The following is a 19,020-nucleotide window of genomic DNA, read 5'->3' on the forward strand; positions in this document are numbered from 1 at the left end:
GTCGGCAGCCTTGCTGAGCTGGACTGTTAGGCTTGCGAAGCGTGAGCGCGAAGCCCCAGATCCCCAATGTCCTGGCCTCCCGGTACGCCTCGGCGACCCTGGCGAACCTCTGGTCCCCCGAGCACAAGGTGGTGCTGGAGCGGCAGCTCTGGCTGGCCGTGCTGAAGGCGCAGGCCGACCTCGGCATCGAGGTGCCCGAGACCGCCGTCGCCGACTACGAGCGGGTCATCGACCAGGTCGACCTCGAGTCGATCGCCGCGCGTGAGCGCGTGACCCGGCACGACGTCAAGGCCCGGATCGAGGAGTTCAGCGAGCTCGCGGGCCACGAGCAGATCCACAAGGGGATGACCTCCCGCGATCTGACCGAGAACGTCGAGCAGCTGCAGATCCGCCAGTCCCTGGAGCACGTCCGGGACCGTACGGTCGCCGTCCTGGTGCGCCTCGGCCGCCTGTCCGCCGAGAACGCCGAGCTGGTCATGGCCGGCCGCTCCCACAACGTCGCCGCGCAGGCGACCACGCTGGGCAAGCGGTTCGCCTCGATCGCCGACGAGCTGCTGGTGGCCTTCCGCCGCCTGGAGGAGCTGATCGCCCGCTACCCGCTGCGCGGGATCAAGGGCCCGGTCGGCACCGCCCAGGACATGCTGGACCTGCTCGGCGGCGACGCCGAGAAGCTCGCCGAGCTGGAGCGCCGGGTCGCCGGCCACCTCGGCTTCGAGAACGTCTTCACCAGCGTCGGCCAGGTCTACCCGCGCTCGCTGGACTTCGAGGTGGTCACCGCCCTGGTGCAGCTGGCCGCCGGCCCGTCCAGCCTGGCCAAGACCATCCGCCTGATGGCCGGGCACGAGCTGGTCACCGAGGGCTTCAAGGCCGGCCAGGTCGGCTCGTCCGCGATGCCGCACAAGATGAACACCCGGTCCTGCGAGCGGGTCAACGGGCTCGCGGTGATTCTGCGCGGGTACGCGTCGATGACCGCCGAGCTCGGTGGCGACCAGTGGAACGAGGGTGACGTCTCCTGCTCCGTGGTGCGGCGCGTGGCGCTGCCGGACGCGTTCTTCGCGTTCGACGGTCTGCTCGAGACCTTTCTGACGGTGCTCGACGAGTTCGGCGCGTTCCCCGCGGTGATCGAGGCGGAGCTGGACCGGTACCTGCCGTTCCTGGCGACCACCAAGGTGCTGATGGGTGCGGTGCGGGCCGGGGTCGGCCGGGAGACCGCGCACGAGGTCATCAAGGAGCACGCGGTGGCCGCGGCGCTGGCGATGCGGGAGGGCGTGCGGGAGAACGCGATGCTCGACCGGCTTGCCGCGGACGAGCGGATGCCGCTGGACCGCGCGGCGCTGGACGGGCTGCTGGCGGACCGGATCTCGTTCACGGGTGCGGCCGGGGCGCAGGTGGATGCGCTGGTGAAGCAGATCGCGGAGGTCGCGGACCGGTATCCGGCGGCTGCTTCGTACGCGCCGGGCGACATTCTGTAGTCGTTCGTCGGCGGGTGCGGGGGAGTGCGTGGTCGGTCGCGCAGTTCCCCGCGCCCCTGGGGCGCAGCCCCAGTAAAGGCGCTCATTCCAGGGGCGGTGTGGTGCCGTCGCAGTACCAGGTGCAGTCGGGGATCGGGGCGGGCTCCTCGGCCGGGGCCGGGCTGCGGATGGTGGTGGCGGCGAGGAGGGCGCCGGTGGCCAGGAGGCCGGCGCAGATGAGCATGGCGGTGCGGAAGGCGTCGTCGACGTCGGCGGGGATCCGGTAGGAGTCACCGCTCAGGCCTGCGAGGGCGGGGAGGGCGGCCACGGCGAGGAGGCCGGCGGCTCGGGCGGCGGCGTTGTTGACGCCGCTGGCGATGCCGGCGCGGCGGACCTCGACGGCGGCCAGGACGGTGGCGGTGAGCGGGGCGACCAGGACGGTCATGCCGCAGCCGAGGACCACCACGGCGGGCAGCACGTCCAGCCAGTAGGAGGACCCCGGGCCGATCCGCAGCATCAGCAGCACCCCGGCCGCGCAGATCAGCGGGCCCAGGGTGAGCGGCAGGCGGGGCCCGACCTTGCGGCCGAACTGGCCGGCCCGGCCGGAGAAGGCCAGCATCAGCAGGGTGATGGGCAGCAGGGCGAGACCGGCGACCAGGGGAGCGAAACCGGAGACGGTCTGCAGCTGGACCATCAGCAGCAGGAAGATCCCGCTGAAGGCGCCGTACACGCAGAGGGTCACCAGGTTGACCGCCGTGAACAGGCGCGAGGAGAACAGCTCCGGCGGCAGCATCGGTCGGGGGCTGCGCCGCTCGGCCACGACGAACGCCGCGCCGAGGAGGATCCCGGCGACCCCGGCCAGGGCGGAGAACCCCCGGCCGCCCTCGGTGAGGGCGTAGGTGACGCCGGTGAGGGCCAGGGCGGCCAGCACCGCGCCGCGGACGTCGAAGCGGCCCGAGGCCGTCTCGTCGCGGCTCTCCGGGACGTGCCGGGTGGTGACGGCGACGACCAGGGCGGCCAGCGGCACGTTGATCAGGAAGATCCACCGCCAGCCCGGCCCGTCCACCAGCCAGCCGCCCAGGAAGGGCCCGACGGCGGCCGCGATGCCGCCGAACCCGGACCAGACGCCGACCGCCCCCGAGCGGTCGTCCGGGTGGAAGGTGGCCTGGAGCATGGCGAGCGAGCCCGGGGTGAGCAGCGCACCGCCGATGCCCTGGAGGGCGCGGGCGCCGATCAGTACACCGACGCTCGGCGCAATGGCGCAGAGTGCGGAGGCGAGGGCGAACCAGGCGACGCCGATCAGGTAGATCCGGCGGCGGCCGAAGCGGTCGCCGAGCGATCCGCCGAGCAGGATCAGCCCGGCGAGGGTGAGCAGGTAGGCGTTGACCGTCCACTGCAGGGCGGCGATCGAGGCGCCCAGATCGGTGCCGATCCGGGGGAGGGCGACGTTGACGACGGTGCCGTCCAGCAGGGCGATCCCCGAGCCGAGCGTGGTCGCGGCGATCACCCAGCGACCCCGCGCCGTGCCGAGGCGAAGATCGCCCGCCGCCTGGTGTTCATCGGATCCCTTGGTCACACCCCCACCCTGCTCCTCGGGGGCGCCCGGCGCACCCCGCATGTGTGAGGTGAGGGGGGTGGGGGCACACATGGGGGGCGCATGTGGTGCGAAGGGTGTGCGCGGGATTGCCTGACGTGCCGTCAAGCGGAAGGCTGGGGCGGGGCCCACGGACGGTGGGCGGACGAACGGAGGGTGCTGGGGTATGGCTGCGAAGATCCTGATCGTCACCGGTGACGCGGCGGAGTCGCTGGAGGTGTTCTACCCCTACCAGCGCCTGCTGGAGGAGGGCTACGAGGTGCACATCGCCGCCCCGAGCCGCAAGACGCTCCAGTTCGTGGTGCACGACTTCGTGGACGGCTTCGACACCTACACCGAGAAGCCCGGCTACACCTGGCCCGCCGACAAGGCCTTCGAGGAGGTGGACCCGGCCGAGTACGTGGCCCTGGTGCTGCCCGGCGGCCGCGCGCCCGAGTACCTGCGCAACAACCCCGAGGTGAAGCGGATCACCGCGCACTTCTTCGATGCGGACAAGCCCGTCGCGCAGATCTGCCACGGCCCGCTGATCACCCTGGCCACCGGCTCGCTGGACGGCCGCCGCACCGCCGTCTACCCCGCCCTGGAGCCGGACGTCGCGGCCGGCGGCGCCGAGTTCGTGGACGGTGACGACGTGGTGGACGGCGTGCTGGTCTCGGCGCGGGCCTGGCCGGACCACCCGGGCTGGATGCGGGCGTTCGTGAAGGTGCTGCGGGAGAAGGCACCGGTCGACTGAGGTCTGCGCGTGCGGTGTGCCCCGGGAGAGTTGATCCTGGGGCACATGGACGTGGTGATCGCAGGTGGGCACGGGCAGATCGCGCTGCGGCTGGAGCGGCTGCTCGCCGCGCGCGGTGACACGGTGACCGGACTGATCCGGCGGGCCGGGCAGGCGGGGGAGCTGGAAGCCCTCGGTGCCCGGCCCGTGGTGTGTGACCTGGAGCAGGCGACGGCCGCCGAGCTGGCGCCGGTGCTGGCCGGGGCGGATGCCGTGGTGTTCGCGGCCGGGGCGGGCCCGGCGAGCGGGAGTGCGCGCAAGGAGACGGTGGACCGGGGCGCGGCCGCGCTGCTGGCCGACGCGGCGGAGCTGGCCGGGGTGCGGCGCTATCTGATGATCAGCTCGATGGGGCTCGGGGCGGCCGAGAGGCCCGAGGTGGACGAGGAGTTCCGCACCTACCTGCGGGCCAAGGCCGCCGCCGAGGAGGACCTGCGGGCGCGGGCCCTGGACTGGACGGTGCTGCGGCCCGGGGTGCTCACGGACGACCCGGGGCAGGGCCTGGTCCGGCTGGCCGAGCCGCCGGTGGCGATGGCCTCGGTGTCGCGGGACGACGTGGCGGCGGTGCTGCTCGCGTTGCTCGACACGCCCGCTTCGGTGGGGCGGACGCTGGAGCTGGTGACGGGCGAGCTGCCGGTGGCGGAGGCGGTTGCGGCGCTCTAGCCGCATCCAGGCGATCTGGATGCGGCTAGTCGGCGAAGGGGTGCAGCCGGGCGAGCAGGGTGTGGAGCTGGGCGCGCTCGGTGGGCGAGAGCGGGGCGAGGACCTGCTCCTGGACCTGCTCGGCCTCGGCGGTGAGGGTGGCGAGCAGGGCGCGGCCGGGGTCGGTGAGGGAGACGCTGAAGCGGCGGCGGTCGGTGGTGTCGCGGGCGCGCTCGACGTGGCCGCCGGTGCCCAGCTCGTCGAGGATCTTGACGATGTCGCTGGGGTCGATCGCCAGGCGTTCGGCGAGTTCGCGCTGGGAGTGCGGGCCGAAGTCGGCGAGGGCGGCGAGCACAGCCATGTGCCACAGCCGCAGGCCGCGGTCGGCCAGGCGGGCGGTGAACCGGGTGCGGGCCGACTTGCCGGTACGGGAGAGCAGGTAGGTGGTCAGGGTGGTGAGGCTGGGCGGGGGCGTGGTCACCTGGTTATTGTAGGTGCCGACCAATGGTTGGTCAGCACCTATTGATTTCTGGGGGTCGGCCGAGATGGACGCACTGCACCCGCGCCTGCTGGTGGCGGGTTTCGAGGAGATGTTCCGGTTCTACGACACCGTGCTGCCCGAGCTGCTCGGGGCGGTGCGGACGCGGGGCGCGGCGCAGGGGCCGTACGCGAGCTGGGATGTGGCGGGGCAGGGCGTGCTGGCCCTGTTCGACCGGGCGGCGGCGGCCTTCGCGGCCGAGGCGGGGCAGGGCGGTGGCGCGATGCTGGTCAGCCGGGTGGCCGACGTGGACGCCGGGTACGAGCTGTGCCTGCGGCACGGCGGCCGGCCGGTGGCGGCGCCGGTGGACCGGCCGGAGTGGGGGCCGACCATGCGTACGGCGCACCTGCGTGACCCGGAGGGGAACCTCTGGGAGCTGCAGGCGTACTGAGACCGCGTCAGGTGCCCTCGGACTGCAGCAGGTGGAGGCGGGTGGGGTCGAAACTGACCCAGTGCGGGGCCTGGCCGCTGCGCGGGATCCGCAGCCGGCACCAGCGGCGGCCGTCCGGGGCCTGCCACCAGGCGTTGATCCGGCCCAACTGCCAGCTGCCGTCGTCGTGGTGCACCTCGACCGGTTGGTACACCCGGCGGACCTCGCCGTCGGGCGGGCTCGGCTGGGCGGCGGGTATCGGCTGCGGGCTGGTCACGCCGGACGACTCTACAGGCTTGTAGAGGCCGGTTGGCCGGGCGGTGCCGCTCCGGACCCGCCGGACGGCATGGGCCGCGCCGGGCGGGGCAGCCTCTCCTCCGTACCGGGAGCAGCGGGATGCGGGAGGGCGCGATGGTGTGGATGGGGCCGAGCACGGCCGACGAAGTGACGGTGCCGGACGTGGTCGGGCTGGCCATGCCGCGGGCGCGGCAGGTCGCCGGGGAGGCGGGCGTGGTGCTCGCGGCCGAGGACCCGGACGGCCCGCCGCTGCGCGCGCTCACCTGGCCGGGGGAGTGGGTGGTCACCGCGCAGCGCCCCGCGCCGGGCACCCGGATGCGGCGCCGGGGCTCGGTCGTGATCAGCTTCCGGGAAGGGCGGCCGGCCGGCGAGGAGAGCCCGCGGGCAGAGTGACCGTCAGGTGCGGGGCGAGGTCGCGGAGGAAGGCGGCGGCGTCGAAGAGCCGGCCCGGGGCGACCACGCCGTGGACGGGGTTGGCGCGGCCGCTGAGGAGGTGGTCGAGGGCGGTGACCGCCAGGGGTGCGGTGACGGCGTAGATGTCCCGGCCGGTGGCGGTGGCGCGGAGCTCCTCGGCGCCGGTGCGGACCAGGACGTCGACCAGGAAGGTCTGGTCGGAGCGGCCGTCCGCGTCGGTGGCGGCCGGGGCCGGGGTGTCCGGGGAGACCACCTGCTGGGCCGCCTCTACCGTCATGTAGGTGCGGACCTCGGGGGTGGCGAGGTGGCTGGGGACGGTGATCACGTCCGCCATGGTGAACTCGGCGACCACCTCGCGAGGGCCGACCGGCGTGGGGAAGGGCCAGGTCAGCGTCGGGGCGCTGTCGGTGCGGTACTCCAGTCGCCCGTCGGTGAAGCGGACCCGGCGGCCGTCGCGGCGGGAGCGGGAGACGGCCCCGGCCGAGCGGGTGCCGCCGGTGGGGTGCCAGCTGCTGAGGCTGTAGGCGACGTGGACCTCGTCGGCGCTGGTGCGGCCGCCGAGCACGGCGGTGGCGAGCAGGTCGCCCAGACCGCCGAAGAAGGCCATGGCCGGGAGGACGACCGCCTGCGCGGCCTCGGCGCGCTCGGCGAAGCCGGTGAAGGTGTCGTGGTTGGCCTCGATCTCGGCGGCCACGTCCAGGTACGGGACGCCCGCGCGCAGGGCGGCCTCGACGACCGGCGCGGCCGTGGTGGCGAAGGGCCCGGCGCAGTTGATCACGGCGGCGGCGCCGGACAGGGCGTGGTCGAGCGCGGCGGAGTCCTCGACGGGGGCCGGACGGGCCGTCAGGCCGGTTTCGGCGGCCAGTTCGGCGAGGCGGGCGGCGTCGCGGCCGGAGAGCAGCGGGGTGTGGCCGCGCCGCCGGAGCTCCGTCACGACGAAGCGTCCGGTGTGGCCGTAGGCGCCGTAGACGGTGACGAATGCCATGGGGTGTCTCCTTCGGAGTGGGGTGTGGAGATCATCCTGGCGCGGTCGGGCGGGCCGGACGAGTGGCCGGAACGCCGTGGTCCGTACAATTCGGGACATGGCTGCTGACGTGGCGTTGGTTGTGACGGACGGGATGTTGCACTTCGAGCTCTCGCTGGCGGCCGAGGTGTTCGGCGAGCGCCTGGTGGTGTGCGGGGCGGGGCCGGTGCGGGTCGGGCGGTTCCGGCTGGAGCCGGAGGATGGCCTCGACGGGCTGCTGCGGGCCGGGACGGTGATCGTGCCCGGATGGGCCGATGTGGATGCTCCGCCGCCGCAGGAGCTGGTGGCGGCGGTGCGGGCGGCGCACGAGGCCGGGGCGCGGGTGGCCTCGCTCTGCACCGGGGCCTTCGTGCTGGCAGCAGCCGGGCTGCTCGACGGGCGGCGGGCGACGACACACTGGGCGCACACCGACGTACTGGCCGAGCGGTACCCGGCGGTGACGGTGGACCCGGACGTGCTGTACGTGGACGAGGGCACTGTGCTCACCTCGGCCGGGAAGGCCGCCGCGATGGACCTGTGCCTGCACCTGGTGCGGCGGGACCACGGCTCGGCGGAGGCGAACCGGCTGGCGCGGCGGCTGGTGGTGCCGCCGCACCGGGACGGCGGGCAGGCGCAGTACGTCAGCACGCCGGTGCCGGAGGTGGACCTGCGGCCGATGGGCGGGCTGCTGCCGTGGGTGATGGCGCGGCTCGACCAGCCGCTCACCGTCACCGACCTGGCCCGGCAGGCAGGGCTGAGCCCCAGGCACCTGTCGCGGCAGTTCCGGGCGGCGACGGGGACCACACCGCTGCAGTGGCTGCTGGCGCAGCGGATCCGGCGGGCGCAGGAACTGCTGGAGACCACGGACCTCGGTGTCGAGCAGGTGGCGGCGGCGACCGGGACGGGCACGGGGGCGACGCTGCGGCGGCATTTCCACCGGGTGGTCGGGGTGCCGCCGGACACCTACCGGCGGACCTTCCGGGCGCGTAGCGATGCCTAGGGGCGCGGGGAACTGCGCGGGGCGGGAGGTGACGGGCCGGTTCCTTCCGCAGTCGCGCGGTTCCTCGCGCCCCTTGGACAGTGCAACTGGCTCATGCGGATAGTCGACTCGGTCGGCTTCTTCCGTATTAGCGCGGTTCCTCGCGCCCCTGGGTAGTGCAAGTGGGCCCTGGGGGTGAGTGGGCTCAGAGGGGGGTGGCGGCCTTGAGGACCAGGAGGAGGGCTACGGCGGCGTTGGTGGCGGAGGCGGCGGAGGCGGCGGTGCCGGCGGCGGCGATCAGGGCGGCGAGGCCGGCGGGGGTGTGGGCCGGGGGCCAGCGGTGGGACGGGGGGACGGGGGCGAGGAGGGCGGCTACCCGGCGGGGGACCGGGCCGGCGGTGGTGAAGGCGGCCAGGCCGGGGTGGGGGTTGTGGTGGGTGTGCAGGGCGGCCTTGCCGACGGCGCGGGCGGTCAGGCGGCGGTCGCCGACCGCTTGGGCGGCGTCCTCGTCGGCCCAGCGTTCGGTGGCGTAGGCGACGGCCTCGCGCAGCGGGCGCAGGAAGGGGTTGAGGCTGGCCGCGAGCTGGACGGCGAGCAGGTAGCGGTGGTGGCGGCCCGTCAGGTGGGCCTGCTCGTGGGCGATCAGGGCACGGCGTTCGGCGCCCTCGAGGCAGTCGAGCATGCCGGTGGAGACCACCACGCGCCCGGGTGCGCCGGGCAGCGCGTAGGCGTACGGCTCGGGGTCGGGCAGCACCGCCAGCGCCGGTTCGGCCGGCAGGCCGGCCAGGGCACGGCGGGCCCGGTGACGGACCCGGTAGTGCCGGGCCAGGGTCAGCGCGCAGCTGAGCAGCACCGCGACCAGGGCGGCGATGGCCACCGTGCCGGAGACCTCGGCGTACGGGACGACGGCCCGTACCTCCGGGTCCGACCAGCCGTCGGGCAGCGGGTTGCCGGGCAGCTGGGCGGTGCCGACCACCATCAGCAGGGCCAGGCACAGGGTGCTGCAGGTGGCGAGGGCGGTGGCGGTGGCGGTGAGCAGCCGGGTGGCGGCGCGGGGGTGCAGGTACTGGCCGGCCAGGCGGGCGATCGGAAGCGCCGTCAGGGGCAGGACGAGCGGGAGGAAGACGAAGACGCCCATCGCCTCAGCCCTGGCGTCCGGACTCTTCCGGGGCGCGGTCGGCCTCGGCGAGCAGGGCGCGCAGGAGCTCTTCGTCGCGCGGGAGCAGGGTGGAGACGAAGCTCGCGAGCACCGCGCCTCGGTCGTGCTCGCTGTCGAGCACCCGGCGCATCCGCAGCGCGGCCAGCCCGGCTTCGTCGGCGGCGGCCTGCCAGACGTAGGAGCGGCCCGAACGGCTGCGGGAGACGGCGCCCTTGGTGTGCAGGCGGGAGAGGATGGTGACCACGGTGGTGTAGGCCAGGTCGTCGCCGAGGTGCTGCTGGACCCAGCCGGCCGTCGCGGCGCCCGGGGCCAGCCGCAGCGCGCCGAGCACCTGGGCCTCGAGCTCGCCCTGCCCGCGGCGGCGGGCCCGCTGGTGCCGGGCGGTGGCGGGGGCGGTCCTGTCCTCTCCCACGGTCAGGCTCTCCCTCTCGCTCGACGGCGGCCCGCACGGGCCTCGGGGCATCCTACCGAGGGGTGAACGGAGGCACCGGACAGGCCCTCGGGGCAGGGGCGTCGCGTCATGTCTCTACAGTGATGTCTCTACAGTGCTGTAGATTTCAGATTCCGTCAGAAAGGGCGCCGGGCCCCAGGTGGGCCGGGGTGCCGGGAACACCCGGGAGGGGACCGTGGGAGTCACACTGGCCAAGGGCGGCAACGTCTCGCTCACCAAGGAGGCGCCGGGGCTGACGGCTGTCTCGGTGGGCCTGGGCTGGCAGGCCCGTACCACCACGGGCGCGGACTACGACCTGGACGCCAGCGCGCTGCTCTGCGGCCCGACCGGCAAGGTCATCTCCGACCAGCACTTCGTCTTCTTCAACAACCTCTCCAGCCCGGACGGGTCCGTCCAGCACACCGGTGACGAGCTCGCCGGCGGCACCGGCGACGACGATGACGAGACCATCAACGTCGACCTGTCGCTGGTGCCGGCCGAGGTCGCGAAGATCGTCTTCCCGGTCTCGATCTACGAGGCCGACACCCGGGGCCAGACCTTCGGCCAGGTCCGCAACGCCTACATCCGCGTGGTGAACCGGGCCGACGGCCGCGAGCTGGCCCGCTACGACCTCACCGAGGACGCCTCCACCGAGACGGCCATGCTGTTCGGCGAGCTCTACCGCTACGGCTCGGAGTGGAAGTTCCGTGCCGTGGGCCAGGGTTACGCCTCGGGGCTGCGCGGCATCGCGCTGGACTTCGGCGTCAACGTCTGAGCCGCCGCTGACGGCGCCTGCGGGAGGGGAGTGCGCAGGCGCCGCGCCAGGGCGAGGGTGACCGTGACGGAGAGCACGGCCATCAGGGCCATCGCCCCGGTGGTGGTCAGCGGGCCCGCCAGGGCCCCGGCGGCGGTGGCGGCCAGCGCCTGGCAGGTGAGCATGCCCGAGGAGTGCAGGCCGAGCGCCTGCCCGCGGACGGCGTCCGGGGTGAGGGCCAGGAGGCGCTCCTGGAGCAGCAGGCTGACGCTGAATCCGGCCGAGGCCACGCCGACCAGTGGCAGCGCCGTGCCGAGGCCGATGCCGAGGGCGAAGGCCAGGTAGGGGACGGCGAGCAGGAGCGGAGCGAGCGTCAGCAGGGTCCGGCGCCAGTGCCGGGGGACGAAACGGCCCATCAGGGTGTCGCCGAGCAGCATCCCGGCGGCCTCCGCCATGAAGAGGGTGCCCGCCGAGCCGCCCGCGTACGGCACGAACAGCGCCTGCGCGCCCACGATCAGGCCGTTCGGCACCCAGAGCGCCAGGTAGACCGCGCGGACGGCCGGGTCGGCGAGCAGCTGCCGGTTGACCCGCCAGGTGGCCGCCACCGAGGGGCGGCCGGTGGCCCGGGCCGGGCGCCGGCGCAGGCCGAAGCGGGCCACCGCCGCGCCGGTGGCGTACAGGGCGGCGCTGAGCAGCAGGGCGGCCCGGGGCGAGAGGAGCCCGATCAGGGCGGCGCCCAGGCCGTTGCCGAGGATCTGCACCACGCCGCTGGTCATGCTCAGCACCGAGCGGCCGAGCAGGTACCCCTCCGGCGGCAGGATGTCCGTCACCAGCCCCCAACGCACCGCGCCGCCGACCGAGTTGACCAGGCCGACGGCCAGCACCACGGCGAGCGCCGGGCCGGTACCCACCCCGGGCAGGGCGAGCACCAGGGCGGCGGCGGTGAAGACCAGGGCGAGGCCGACGGTGGCCCGGCGGGGCGGCAGGTGGTCGCCGAGCGAGAGCAGGGTGGTGGCCCCGAGCACCTGGGCGAAGGAGGCGCCGTACATCGAGACGGCGGCCAGCAGGGCCGAGCCGGTGCGGTCGAAGACCAGGGTGGCCAGGGCCAGACCGGTCATGGTGCCGCCCGCGACCAGGCAGGTGACGGTGGCGAACAGGGCTGTGAACTCGGGGACTTGGAAGAGCGATCGGTACGTGCGCATGGCGGTGAGTGTGCGGCCGGGGTGGTGGCAGGCCCTAGAGTTTCGGTCAGGGACGAAAGGTAGGGGTGGGCGTGGGGGTCTGGCTGGTCGATGCGGACGTCCTGGCGGGCAGCCGGTTCGTGCTGTCGCCGCTGATCGAGACGGTGGCGGCGCTCGGCGTGCTGAGCGACGAGCGGCCCGAGCCCTGGCAGCGCCCGTGGCTGGACCGGCACCGGGCGGCATACCGGGAGCGGCTGGCGGAGGACTCGGTGGCGCGGGCCTGGGTCGGCTCGGTGCTGCGCACCCGGTGGATGCCCGACTTCGTCGGGATGCCGCCCCGGCCGGGGGAGGAGGGCTTCGCGGCGGAGCTGGCCCGGCTGCGGACCACCTCGTACGCCCGGGCGCGCGCCGAGATCGACCACGCCTGCTGGGGTGAGGTGCCGAGGGAGCTGGACCGGCCGGACGTGGTGGACCGGATCGGCGATCTGCTGGCCTGGACCTGGGAGCGGACGGTCGAACCGGAGTGGGAGCGGCGCTCGCGGATCTTCGAGGCCGATGTGGTGAGCCGGATCAGCCGACTGGCCCGGCAGGGCTGGGCGGAGGCGGTGACGGAACTGGTGCCGCAGATGCGCTGGCTGGGGGACGGGCGGCTGCGGATCAACGCCTCGGACCGGCCCGCGCGTGACTTGGCCGGGGCCGAGCTGGTCTTCGTGCCGAGCAGTGCCCGGCGGGGCTGGGTGGCCTGGGACCTGCCGGAGCGCTACGCCGTGATCTACCCGGCCGCCGGGCTGCTGGCCGAGCCCGGGGTGCGGGCCCCGGCGGCGCTCGGGCGGCTGCTCGGCACCAGCCGGGCCGATCTGCTGGCCAGGCTCGAACCGCCGCGCAGCACCAGCCAGTTGGCGGCGATCACCGGCCTGGGGATCGGGACGGTCGGGGACCACCTGCGGGTGCTGCTCGACGCGCGGCTGGTGGCGCGGCGGCGCTCGGGCGCCTCGGTGTACTACTACCGGACGGAGCTGGGCGAGCAGTTGGTGGGGGCCGCCGGCTGACGGCCCCCACCGCGTGATCAGCCCGCGACGGCCACCCGGGCGCCGCTGGTGCCCAGGCCCGAGGGGCCGGTGAGCAGGGCGGTGAGTGGCACGGCGGGGGCGGCCTGGTGCTGCCCGGCGAGGGTCTCCTCGTCGTAACGGCGCACCTGCTGGTGCCAGTTGAGCACAGCGGCCATCCAGTCCTGGAGTTCGGCGGCGTGCCGGTCGACGGCCTGCCTGGTCTCCTGGGGGAGGTCGAAGTCCTGGTACATCGCGGGCAGCGAGACGCCGACCAGGTGCTCGAACTCGCGCAGCCGCGACTCCAGCAGGTCGACCACGATGTCGCGCGCCTCGGCGCGGCCGCAGTCGAAGAAATTCTGGACGACCAGGACGGCGTTGTGCAGCTCGCCCTCGTACTGGATCTCCTTCTGGTACGAGAACAGGTCGTTGACCAGGCAGCCGTAGTCCGAGGCGGCCTTCTCCAGGGCCTGCACCGGGCGCAGCGCGAAGACCTCGTCCGGCACGGCCCGGGCGGCCCGGAGCTGGGCGAGGCCGATGGTCAGGTCGGAGCCGAAGGTGCTGCGGCGCATCTCGATGTAGTCGACCGGGTCGGGGATGCGGTTGAGGTGCTGGTTGGCGAGCTCCCAGAGCCAGCTGGCCGTCATGGCGTCGACGGCGGCCCGGAAGCGGGCACGGCCGGCCGGGGTGAGCGGGCCGGCGGTGCGGGCCCAGAGGTCGGCGAGGCTGAGTTCGAGCGGGCCGGCCGGGGTGATCGTCGGGCTCTCCGGCTCGACCGGCATCAGCTGGGAGAGCCGCTCGGTGCAGGCCTTGGCGGCGGCGTAGTTGAGGGTGCGGCCGAAGACCGCCGGGTAGTAGTCGTCCGCGTAGGTGCCCCAGGCCAGCCAGTCGGAGGCGAGATCGAGCTCCTCGGCGGTGGCGTCCGGGTCGATCCCGGCCGCACAGAGCGGGAGGTCGAAGCCGCGCATGCTCCGCTCGGACCACAGGCCCGGCCCGGCGACGCCGGGGACGGGGGCGAAGTACCCCATCCGCTCGCACCAGTCCGCGCAGTGCTCGCGGGCGGTGGCCAGGTGGGGGCTGAGCCGGAGCTCGAACGGCATCCGGAAGGCCGGGAGTTCGAGCGGGCCGGTCGGCTCGAAGGGCACGTGGGTGAAGCTGCGGGCCCGCTTGGGGAGAGAGGCTGCGACCGAGTTGAACAGCCGGACGGCGGAGGTGCCGAGCCCCGAGGTGCCGAGCATCGCGGTGGCGCCGTCGAGGACGGGGTCGTCGGTGCGGGCCTCCTCGTTCATGTAGCGGCTGGAGCGCAGGTGCCATTCGTGGCCGCCGGACTGCCAGTCCTGCAGCCCCTTGGCGTAGGCGAGCACGGCGGCGCAGCCCGCCGGGTCGAGGGCGGTCTCCTGGAAGAGCGGGGCCAGCTCGGTGAGCGTGGTGTGCTCGAACTGCTGCAGCCGCGAGGTGAGCAGGTCGTTGACGGCCTCGGCGGCCTCCTGGGTGGAGCAGCCGAGGAACCGCTCCAGGACCAGGATGCCGTTGGAGAGTTCGCCCTCGTCCTGGATCTCGCGCTCGTAGGAGAAGATGTCGTTGCGCAGGTGGACGGCGTCGGAGAAGGTGTCGCGGAGCACCCGCAGCGGGCGGCTGCCCGCCACCGAGGCGGGCACCTCGGCGCCGACGGCGTGCTCCACCAGCCCCGCGGACCAGGGCGCGCCGCCGACCTTGCGCCGCATCTCGATGTACTCGACCGGGTTGGCCACCCGCCCGGCGTCGATGTTCGCCAGCTCCCAGAGCGACTCGTCCAGCAGGTGCTTGGTGCTCTCGGCGAACCGGGCCAGCCAGCCCTCGGACATCCCCGGCACGGTGCGCGCCCAGAGGTCGGCCAGGCCCTGCTCGACCGGGTTGGTGGCTTCCGGGACGGGCGTGCCCGCGCGGGCGGGCATGAAGGCGGGCAGGCGGTCGAGGTACTCCTTGGCGCCGGCGGTGTCGCGGGTGCGCTTGAAGATGTCGAGGAAGTGGTCGTCGAAGAAGAACACCCACACGTACCAGTCGGTGATGAGCGCGAGCTCGGCGGCGTCGCAGTCCGGGTGGGTGTAGGCGCAGAGCAGGGCGTAGTCGTGGGAGTCGAAATCCTGTTCGTCCCAGATGTTCGAGCCCTCGATCATCCCCATGGTGCGGGCCCAGGCCTTGGAGTGCGTGCGGGCCGCTTCGAGGTGTGGATTGAGCCGCGCGGGATACGGCATGTAGAAGGCGGGGAGGGTGAACGGCTGGGGCATCTGCGGGGTGCCTTTCCGACGCTTTCCGGCGTTGACGATGGCCGCCGCTCAGAGTAGGGCGACAGTAGTACGGGTGAGCCCGAGGAGCCGCACCTTCGCCCGATCGGGTGAACGATGGGGTAGGTCGGGTTTGGGGGTCGGCGGGGCAGTTTCGGGGTGGCGTTCCGTGGCGCGAGGTGGCGGACGGTGGCGCGTCGTGGCGAATCTCGGTATTCGAGATGGCATTCGGTGGAATTCTGGGCCGGATGGAGTAAATCGGGTAGGACTAGGTCATGAATACGCCGCCCCGGTAATGCTGCGCGGATATCGGAGAAATGGCCGGAAGAGGTTGCCCGGCCTGCGCGGCCGTCGATATGGTCGGGCCCCATGAATGAAGCGGCGCCACGGCGCACACACGGTTCGAGAATTCATGTTCCCCGGCTGACGAAACTTCCGGCGGGCGCCGTCACGGTCACCCGTATTGCCAAGACGGAGGATTATTCGGCGGTCGCCAGCATGCACACCAGGTGCTCCGCCGAGAGCCGGACCATACGGTATTTCGCCGCGACCGCCAGGTTCTCCGCCCACGATTGGCAGGAGCTGTGCGACCGTGACAAGGGATTCACCCTGCTCACCCACCCCGGTGGTGAGCCGCGCCGGGTGATCGCGATGACCAATGTGCTGCACACCTACGAGGACGGCGTGGTCGAGCTGGCCGTCCTGGTCGAGGACGCCTGGCAGTCCCGGGGCCTGGGCACCGCGCTCGCCTCCTACGCGCTGGAATCCGTGCGCAGGCAGGGCGTGCGGGCGCTGACCGCCTCGGTGATGGCGGTGAACGGGCGGGCCGTGCGGATGCTGCGCCGGATCGGCGCGACCAGCTGCTCGCCGCCCGGGGCGGAGGTGGAGTACCGGATCGACCTGTGAGCAGCCACCCGCGGGGGTGCACGGTGTCCGTGCACCCCCGTGCTGCCGCCCCGAGCTGACGGGGTGCCGGGAGTGTCGGTCTGCGCAGGGCCGGTTCGGGGACGGCGGCGGCCATGATGGGGAGCGACAGCACGGGCACAAGAGAGTTGTGGGTGGGGTATGACGGAGCATCTGGTGGTCATCGGCGGCGACGCGGCCGGGATGTCGGCCGCCTCGCAGGCGCGGAAGCGGCGGGGCGCCGAGGAGCTGCGGATCACCGCGTTCGAGCGCACCGGCTTCACCTCCTACTCGGCCTGCGGCATCCCGTACTGGGTGGCCGGCGAGGTGCCCGAGCGGGACTCGCTGATCGCGCGCACCCCCGAGCAGCACCGGGCGGCCGGGATCGACCTGCGCACCGGCACCGAGGTGGTCGAGATCGATCTGGCGGGCAAGCGGGTGCGCAGCCGCGAGCTGGCCACCGGCGCGGAGGAGTGGACCGGCTACGACCGCCTGGTGATCGCCACCGGCGCCGAACCGATACGTCCCTCGCAGCCGGGCTTCGACGCGCCGGACGTGCACGGGGTGCAGAACCTCGACGAAGGCGGGGCGCTGATCGACTCGCTGGACCCGGGGCAGCGGCACGCCGTGGTGGTCGGCGGCGGGTACATCGGCCTGGAGATGGCCGAGGCGATGGCGCTGCGCGGCCTCCAGGTGACCCTGGTCAGCCGGGCCGCCGAGCCGATGCCCACCCTCGACCCCGACATGGGCGCCCTGGTGCGCGAGGGCATGGAGAAGCTCGGCATCACCGTGGTCGCCGGGGCCGAGGCCCAGGAGGTGCTGCTCGATGCCGGCGGCCGCCCGCGCGCCGTGCGCAGCACCGCCGGGGAGCACCCGGCCGAGCTGGTGGTGCTCGGTCTCGGCGTGCGCCCGCGCACTGCGCTGGCGCGGGCGGCCGGTCTCGCGCTGGGCGAGCACGGCGGGCTGCTCACGGACGAGACCATGCGGGTCGTCGGCACCGAGGACGTCTGGGCGGGCGGGGACTGCGTCGAGGTGCTCAACCTGGTCTCCGGCACCCACCAGTACGTCGCACTCGGCACCCACGCCAACAAGCACGGCCTGGTCGCGGGCACCACGATCGGCGGCGGCAAAGCGGCCTTCCCCGGCATCGTCGGCACGGCCATCACCAAGGTCTTCGGGCTGGAGATCTCGCGGACCGGCCTCAACGAGAAGGAGGCGCGGGCCGCCGGGCTGGCCTTCAAGTCGGCCGTGATCCGGTCCACCGCGATCGCCGGGTACTACCCGGGGGTCGAGCTGATGACGGTGAAGATGCTGGCCGAGGAGGGCACCGGGCGCCTCCTCGGCGTCCAGATCGTCGGCGGCGCGGGCTCCGGCAAGCGGATCGACACCGCGGCGGTGGCGCTCACCGCCCGGATGACGGTCGGTCAGATGATCTCGCTCGACCTGGCGTACGCGCCGCCGTTCTCCCCGGTCTGGGACCCGATCCTGGTCGCCGCCCGCAAGGCCGCCCAGCTGGTGGGCCAGGGCCCGGCCTGACGCCGTTTACGGCCCCCGGCCGACGGCCGGGGGCCGGGGGCGAGCGGGTTCCGGTTCAGCCGGGTGTGGTGGAGTAGCCGCCGGGGAGGGCGGTGAACAGGGGGCCGGCGGGGGTGGTGACGGTCCAGGGGGCGGTGGTGGCGTCCGGGGGGACGGTGAGGGTCAGGCCGCAGTCCAGGCTGAGCACCAGGGCACCCGCCTGGGTGGTGCCGGCGGCGGTGACCGTGCTGGCGGGCAGGCGGAGCAGGCCGCCGGTGGGGCGGCCGGCGAGCGAGGGGTAGAAGTGCTCGACGCCGTGCGGGCCGCTGAGGCGGAAGTCGCCGGTGACGGTGACGGTCAGCTCGCCGGAGAGGCCGAGCGCGAGCGCGCCCGGACAGCGGACGGACTCGACCCGGCGGCCGGCCAGGGTGGTGGAGAGGGACTGGGGCATGGCACCTCCCGAGGGCTGATCCGCATTCTGCCGCCGCCGGGCGGCGGCCGGAAGGCGGCGCACGGAGAAGGGCGCGGTGGGGAGGGGTGCACCTCCTCCGACCGCGCCCCTCGGGCGGTGATCCGGGCTACGCCGGTGCCGCGGCGGCCTCCTGGACCTGCGCGTACGGCGCGAGCTTCCTGATCGACTCGATGCTCCTCAGGCACATCTCCTTCGACTCCTCCGGGTCGCCCGTGAAGACGACCGAGCCGTTGCTGGCCTTCAGCCGGAAGCGGTGCATGCCCGCCTCGTCGGTGTAGAGCTCGAACTTCCCTGCCATGATTTTCGACACCTTTCGTCCGGACCCCCTCCTGACGCACCGTAAGCCGCGCCGGATGCCCTCGCACGCGGGGTGGCCCGTCCGGGCTTCGGGCCCGGCCACCCCGTCAGGCGGCGCACCCCGACCGGGGCGCCGGGGAGCGGGTGGTGACGTCGGGGCCGAGGGAGAGGTGCAGGGCCAGGCCGTCGGGGCCGACACCGGCGGAGGCCAGGGCGGCCCCGGCGGGCAGGTCCGGGAGCGGCATCGTCTGCGGCTTGAGGCGGTCGGCGAGCGCGGCGGGCGCCGCGGACCCGAGGGCGCTGACCGGGATCTCGCGTCCCATCAGGTCCAGGGCCTTCGGAGTGACGGTCAGGGCGTGGTCCGTGGTGGTCACCCCGGCCCGGACGGTGACGGGGAGGCCGAGCCCGCCGGCGGTGGTGGTGAAGGTGAGGTCACCGTCGCGGGCGCCCAGGGTGCCGGTGCCCGCCGTGGCGGGGAGCCGGTGCCGGAGCTCGTCCAGCGCGATGGTCGCCGTCGCCGTGCCGCCGCTGGTCGCGCCGCGGGTGGTGACATCGTGCAGCCGGACCTGGAGGTTCATCCGGGTGTCGTGCTGGGTGATGTCCCGGGCGTCGATGTCCACCGTCCCGACCCGGCCGGTCAGCACGTCCAGACCCGCCAGGGTGTCCGGCAGGGCGACGGCCGTCGCGCCCCGGGCGTGCAGCACGCAGTCGACGCGGTCGGCGATCCGGCCCCGCGCGACGTGCTCCAGGGCCAGGTCGGCGCCCCCGGCCGTGGTCAGCAGCAGGGCCATGGCCGCGGCGGCCGCCACCGCTGCGGTCCGGGAGCGGCGGCGGGTGGCGGCGGAGCCTCGGGCGCGCGTCATCTGGGGATCTCCGGAGCTTCGTGAGTACCTGGACAGCTGTCTGCACGTCAGACTCACCGGGGAGAAGCGGCTGGTCAAC

At 73.9% G+C, this 19,020-nt stretch carries 21 protein-coding genes; 10 read left to right on the forward strand and 11 right to left on the reverse strand.

The window, feature by feature from the left end; all coding sequences use genetic code 11:
• The first annotated feature begins 32 nt into the window (after nucleotides 1–32).
• The gene (gene purB / locus ABT095_RS18855) at nucleotides 33–1,472 is read left to right on the forward strand and encodes an adenylosuccinate lyase (RefSeq protein ID WP_350530565.1); all 1,440 of its coding nucleotides are present in this window, start codon (nucleotides 33–35) and stop codon (nucleotides 1,470–1,472) included.
• Between the two features lie 82 nt (nucleotides 1,473–1,554).
• Here the strand turns inward: purB and ABT095_RS18860 are convergent, their stop codons facing one another.
• Nucleotides 1,555–3,099: an MFS transporter gene (locus ABT095_RS18860; RefSeq protein WP_502884923.1), complete on the reverse strand. Its 1,545-nt coding sequence runs from the start codon at nucleotides 3,097–3,099 to the stop codon at nucleotides 1,555–1,557.
• Nucleotides 3,100–3,211: 112 nt separating this feature from the next.
• Here ABT095_RS18860 and ABT095_RS18865 point away from each other — a divergent pair, with 112 nt between their 5' ends.
• Nucleotides 3,212–3,778 (forward strand): DJ-1/PfpI family protein, encoded by a 567-nt coding sequence (locus ABT095_RS18865; protein WP_350530567.1) that lies wholly within the window; start codon nucleotides 3,212–3,214, stop codon nucleotides 3,776–3,778.
• Between the two features lie 45 nt (nucleotides 3,779–3,823).
• Nucleotides 3,824–4,477 carry an SDR family oxidoreductase gene (locus tag ABT095_RS18870; RefSeq protein ID WP_350530568.1) on the forward strand — a complete coding sequence of 218 codons (654 nt, stop codon included), beginning with the start codon at nucleotides 3,824–3,826 and terminating at the stop codon, nucleotides 4,475–4,477.
• A gap of 25 nt (nucleotides 4,478–4,502) precedes the next feature.
• Here the strand turns inward: ABT095_RS18870 and ABT095_RS18875 are convergent, their stop codons facing one another.
• The gene (locus ABT095_RS18875) at nucleotides 4,503–4,937 is read right to left on the reverse strand and encodes a MarR family winged helix-turn-helix transcriptional regulator (RefSeq protein ID WP_350530569.1); all 435 of its coding nucleotides are present in this window, start codon (nucleotides 4,935–4,937) and stop codon (nucleotides 4,503–4,505) included.
• A gap of 64 nt (nucleotides 4,938–5,001) precedes the next feature.
• Between ABT095_RS18875 and ABT095_RS18880 the strand changes: the two genes are divergently transcribed.
• A complete protein-coding gene (locus tag ABT095_RS18880) occupies nucleotides 5,002–5,385 on the forward strand; it encodes a VOC family protein (protein ID WP_350530570.1) in 384 nt (127 codons plus the stop codon).
• A gap of 7 nt (nucleotides 5,386–5,392) precedes the next feature.
• Here ABT095_RS18880 and ABT095_RS18885 read toward each other — a convergent pair whose 3' ends face one another.
• Nucleotides 5,393–5,641, reverse strand: a complete 249-nt coding sequence (locus tag ABT095_RS18885; RefSeq protein ID WP_350530571.1) for a hypothetical protein — start codon at nucleotides 5,639–5,641, stop codon at nucleotides 5,393–5,395.
• Between the two features lie 134 nt (nucleotides 5,642–5,775).
• Here ABT095_RS18885 and ABT095_RS18890 point away from each other — a divergent pair, with 134 nt between their 5' ends.
• Nucleotides 5,776–6,054, forward strand: coding sequence for a PASTA domain-containing protein (locus ABT095_RS18890; RefSeq protein ID WP_350530572.1), 279 nt, complete (start codon nucleotides 5,776–5,778; stop codon nucleotides 6,052–6,054).
• Here ABT095_RS18890 and ABT095_RS18895 read toward each other — a convergent pair.
• Nucleotides 6,002–7,060 carry a saccharopine dehydrogenase NADP-binding domain-containing protein gene (locus ABT095_RS18895; RefSeq protein WP_350530573.1) on the reverse strand — a complete coding sequence of 353 codons (1,059 nt, stop codon included), beginning with the start codon at nucleotides 7,058–7,060 and terminating at the stop codon, nucleotides 6,002–6,004. The genes ABT095_RS18890 and ABT095_RS18895 overlap by 53 nt on opposite strands.
• 97 nt (nucleotides 7,061–7,157) lie before the next feature.
• Here ABT095_RS18895 and ABT095_RS18900 point away from each other — a divergent pair, with 97 nt between their 5' ends.
• Complete coding sequence (locus ABT095_RS18900) at nucleotides 7,158–8,078, forward strand: helix-turn-helix domain-containing protein (protein ID WP_350530574.1); 921 nt, start codon at nucleotides 7,158–7,160, stop codon at nucleotides 8,076–8,078.
• A gap of 184 nt (nucleotides 8,079–8,262) precedes the next feature.
• Here ABT095_RS18900 and ABT095_RS18905 read toward each other — a convergent pair whose 3' ends face one another.
• A complete protein-coding gene (locus tag ABT095_RS18905; RefSeq protein WP_350530575.1) occupies nucleotides 8,263–9,195 on the reverse strand; it encodes a M56 family metallopeptidase in 933 nt (310 codons plus the stop codon).
• Nucleotides 9,196–9,199: 4 nt separating this feature from the next.
• Nucleotides 9,200–9,628 carry a BlaI/MecI/CopY family transcriptional regulator gene (locus tag ABT095_RS18910; protein ID WP_350530576.1) on the reverse strand — a complete coding sequence of 143 codons (429 nt, stop codon included), beginning with the start codon at nucleotides 9,626–9,628 and terminating at the stop codon, nucleotides 9,200–9,202.
• Nucleotides 9,629–9,842: 214 nt separating this feature from the next.
• Between ABT095_RS18910 and ABT095_RS18915 the strand changes: the two genes are divergently transcribed.
• Complete coding sequence (locus tag ABT095_RS18915; RefSeq protein ID WP_350530577.1) at nucleotides 9,843–10,421, forward strand: TerD family protein; 579 nt, start codon at nucleotides 9,843–9,845, stop codon at nucleotides 10,419–10,421.
• On the opposite strand, the gene ABT095_RS18920 is transcribed toward ABT095_RS18915, so the two are convergent.
• A complete protein-coding gene (locus tag ABT095_RS18920) occupies nucleotides 10,370–11,602 on the reverse strand; it encodes an MFS transporter (protein WP_350530578.1) in 1,233 nt (410 codons plus the stop codon). The two genes, ABT095_RS18915 and ABT095_RS18920, sit on opposite strands and share 52 nt — an antisense overlap.
• A 71-nt stretch (nucleotides 11,603–11,673) precedes the next feature.
• Between ABT095_RS18920 and ABT095_RS18925 the strand changes: the two genes are divergently transcribed.
• Nucleotides 11,674–12,630, forward strand: a complete 957-nt coding sequence (locus ABT095_RS18925) for a helix-turn-helix domain-containing protein (RefSeq protein ID WP_350530579.1) — start codon at nucleotides 11,674–11,676, stop codon at nucleotides 12,628–12,630.
• A gap of 17 nt (nucleotides 12,631–12,647) precedes the next feature.
• Here ABT095_RS18925 and ABT095_RS18930 read toward each other — a convergent pair whose 3' ends face one another.
• A complete protein-coding gene (locus tag ABT095_RS18930) occupies nucleotides 12,648–14,894 on the reverse strand; it encodes a terpene synthase family protein (RefSeq protein ID WP_350530580.1) in 2,247 nt (748 codons plus the stop codon).
• Between the two features lie 495 nt (nucleotides 14,895–15,389).
• Between ABT095_RS18930 and ABT095_RS18935 the strand changes: the two genes are divergently transcribed.
• Complete coding sequence (locus ABT095_RS18935; protein WP_350530581.1) at nucleotides 15,390–15,797, forward strand: GNAT family N-acetyltransferase; 408 nt, start codon at nucleotides 15,390–15,392, stop codon at nucleotides 15,795–15,797.
• A gap of 159 nt (nucleotides 15,798–15,956) precedes the next feature.
• The gene (locus ABT095_RS18940) at nucleotides 15,957–17,330 is read left to right on the forward strand and encodes an FAD-dependent oxidoreductase (protein WP_350530582.1); all 1,374 of its coding nucleotides are present in this window, start codon (nucleotides 15,957–15,959) and stop codon (nucleotides 17,328–17,330) included.
• A 55-nt stretch (nucleotides 17,331–17,385) separates the two neighbouring features.
• On the opposite strand, the gene ABT095_RS18945 is transcribed toward ABT095_RS18940, so the two are convergent.
• The 3 genes from ABT095_RS18945 to ABT095_RS18955 form a co-directional block, all read right to left on the reverse strand.
• Nucleotides 17,386–17,760: a DUF6188 family protein gene (locus tag ABT095_RS18945; protein ID WP_350530583.1), complete on the reverse strand. Its 375-nt coding sequence runs from the start codon at nucleotides 17,758–17,760 to the stop codon at nucleotides 17,386–17,388.
• Nucleotides 17,761–17,887: 127 nt separating this feature from the next.
• Nucleotides 17,888–18,079 carry a YegP family protein gene (locus ABT095_RS18950; RefSeq protein WP_350530584.1) on the reverse strand — a complete coding sequence of 64 codons (192 nt, stop codon included), beginning with the start codon at nucleotides 18,077–18,079 and terminating at the stop codon, nucleotides 17,888–17,890.
• Between the two features lie 106 nt (nucleotides 18,080–18,185).
• On the reverse strand, nucleotides 18,186–18,941 hold the full coding sequence (locus ABT095_RS18955; RefSeq protein ID WP_350530585.1) for an LmeA family phospholipid-binding protein: 756 nt from the start codon (nucleotides 18,939–18,941) through the stop codon (nucleotides 18,186–18,188).
• Nucleotides 18,942–19,020 lie beyond the last annotated feature (79 nt).

It is taken from the genome of Kitasatospora sp. NPDC002227 (assembly GCF_040296285.1).
Taxonomy (GTDB): Bacteria; Actinomycetota; Actinomycetes; order Streptomycetales; family Streptomycetaceae; genus Kitasatospora.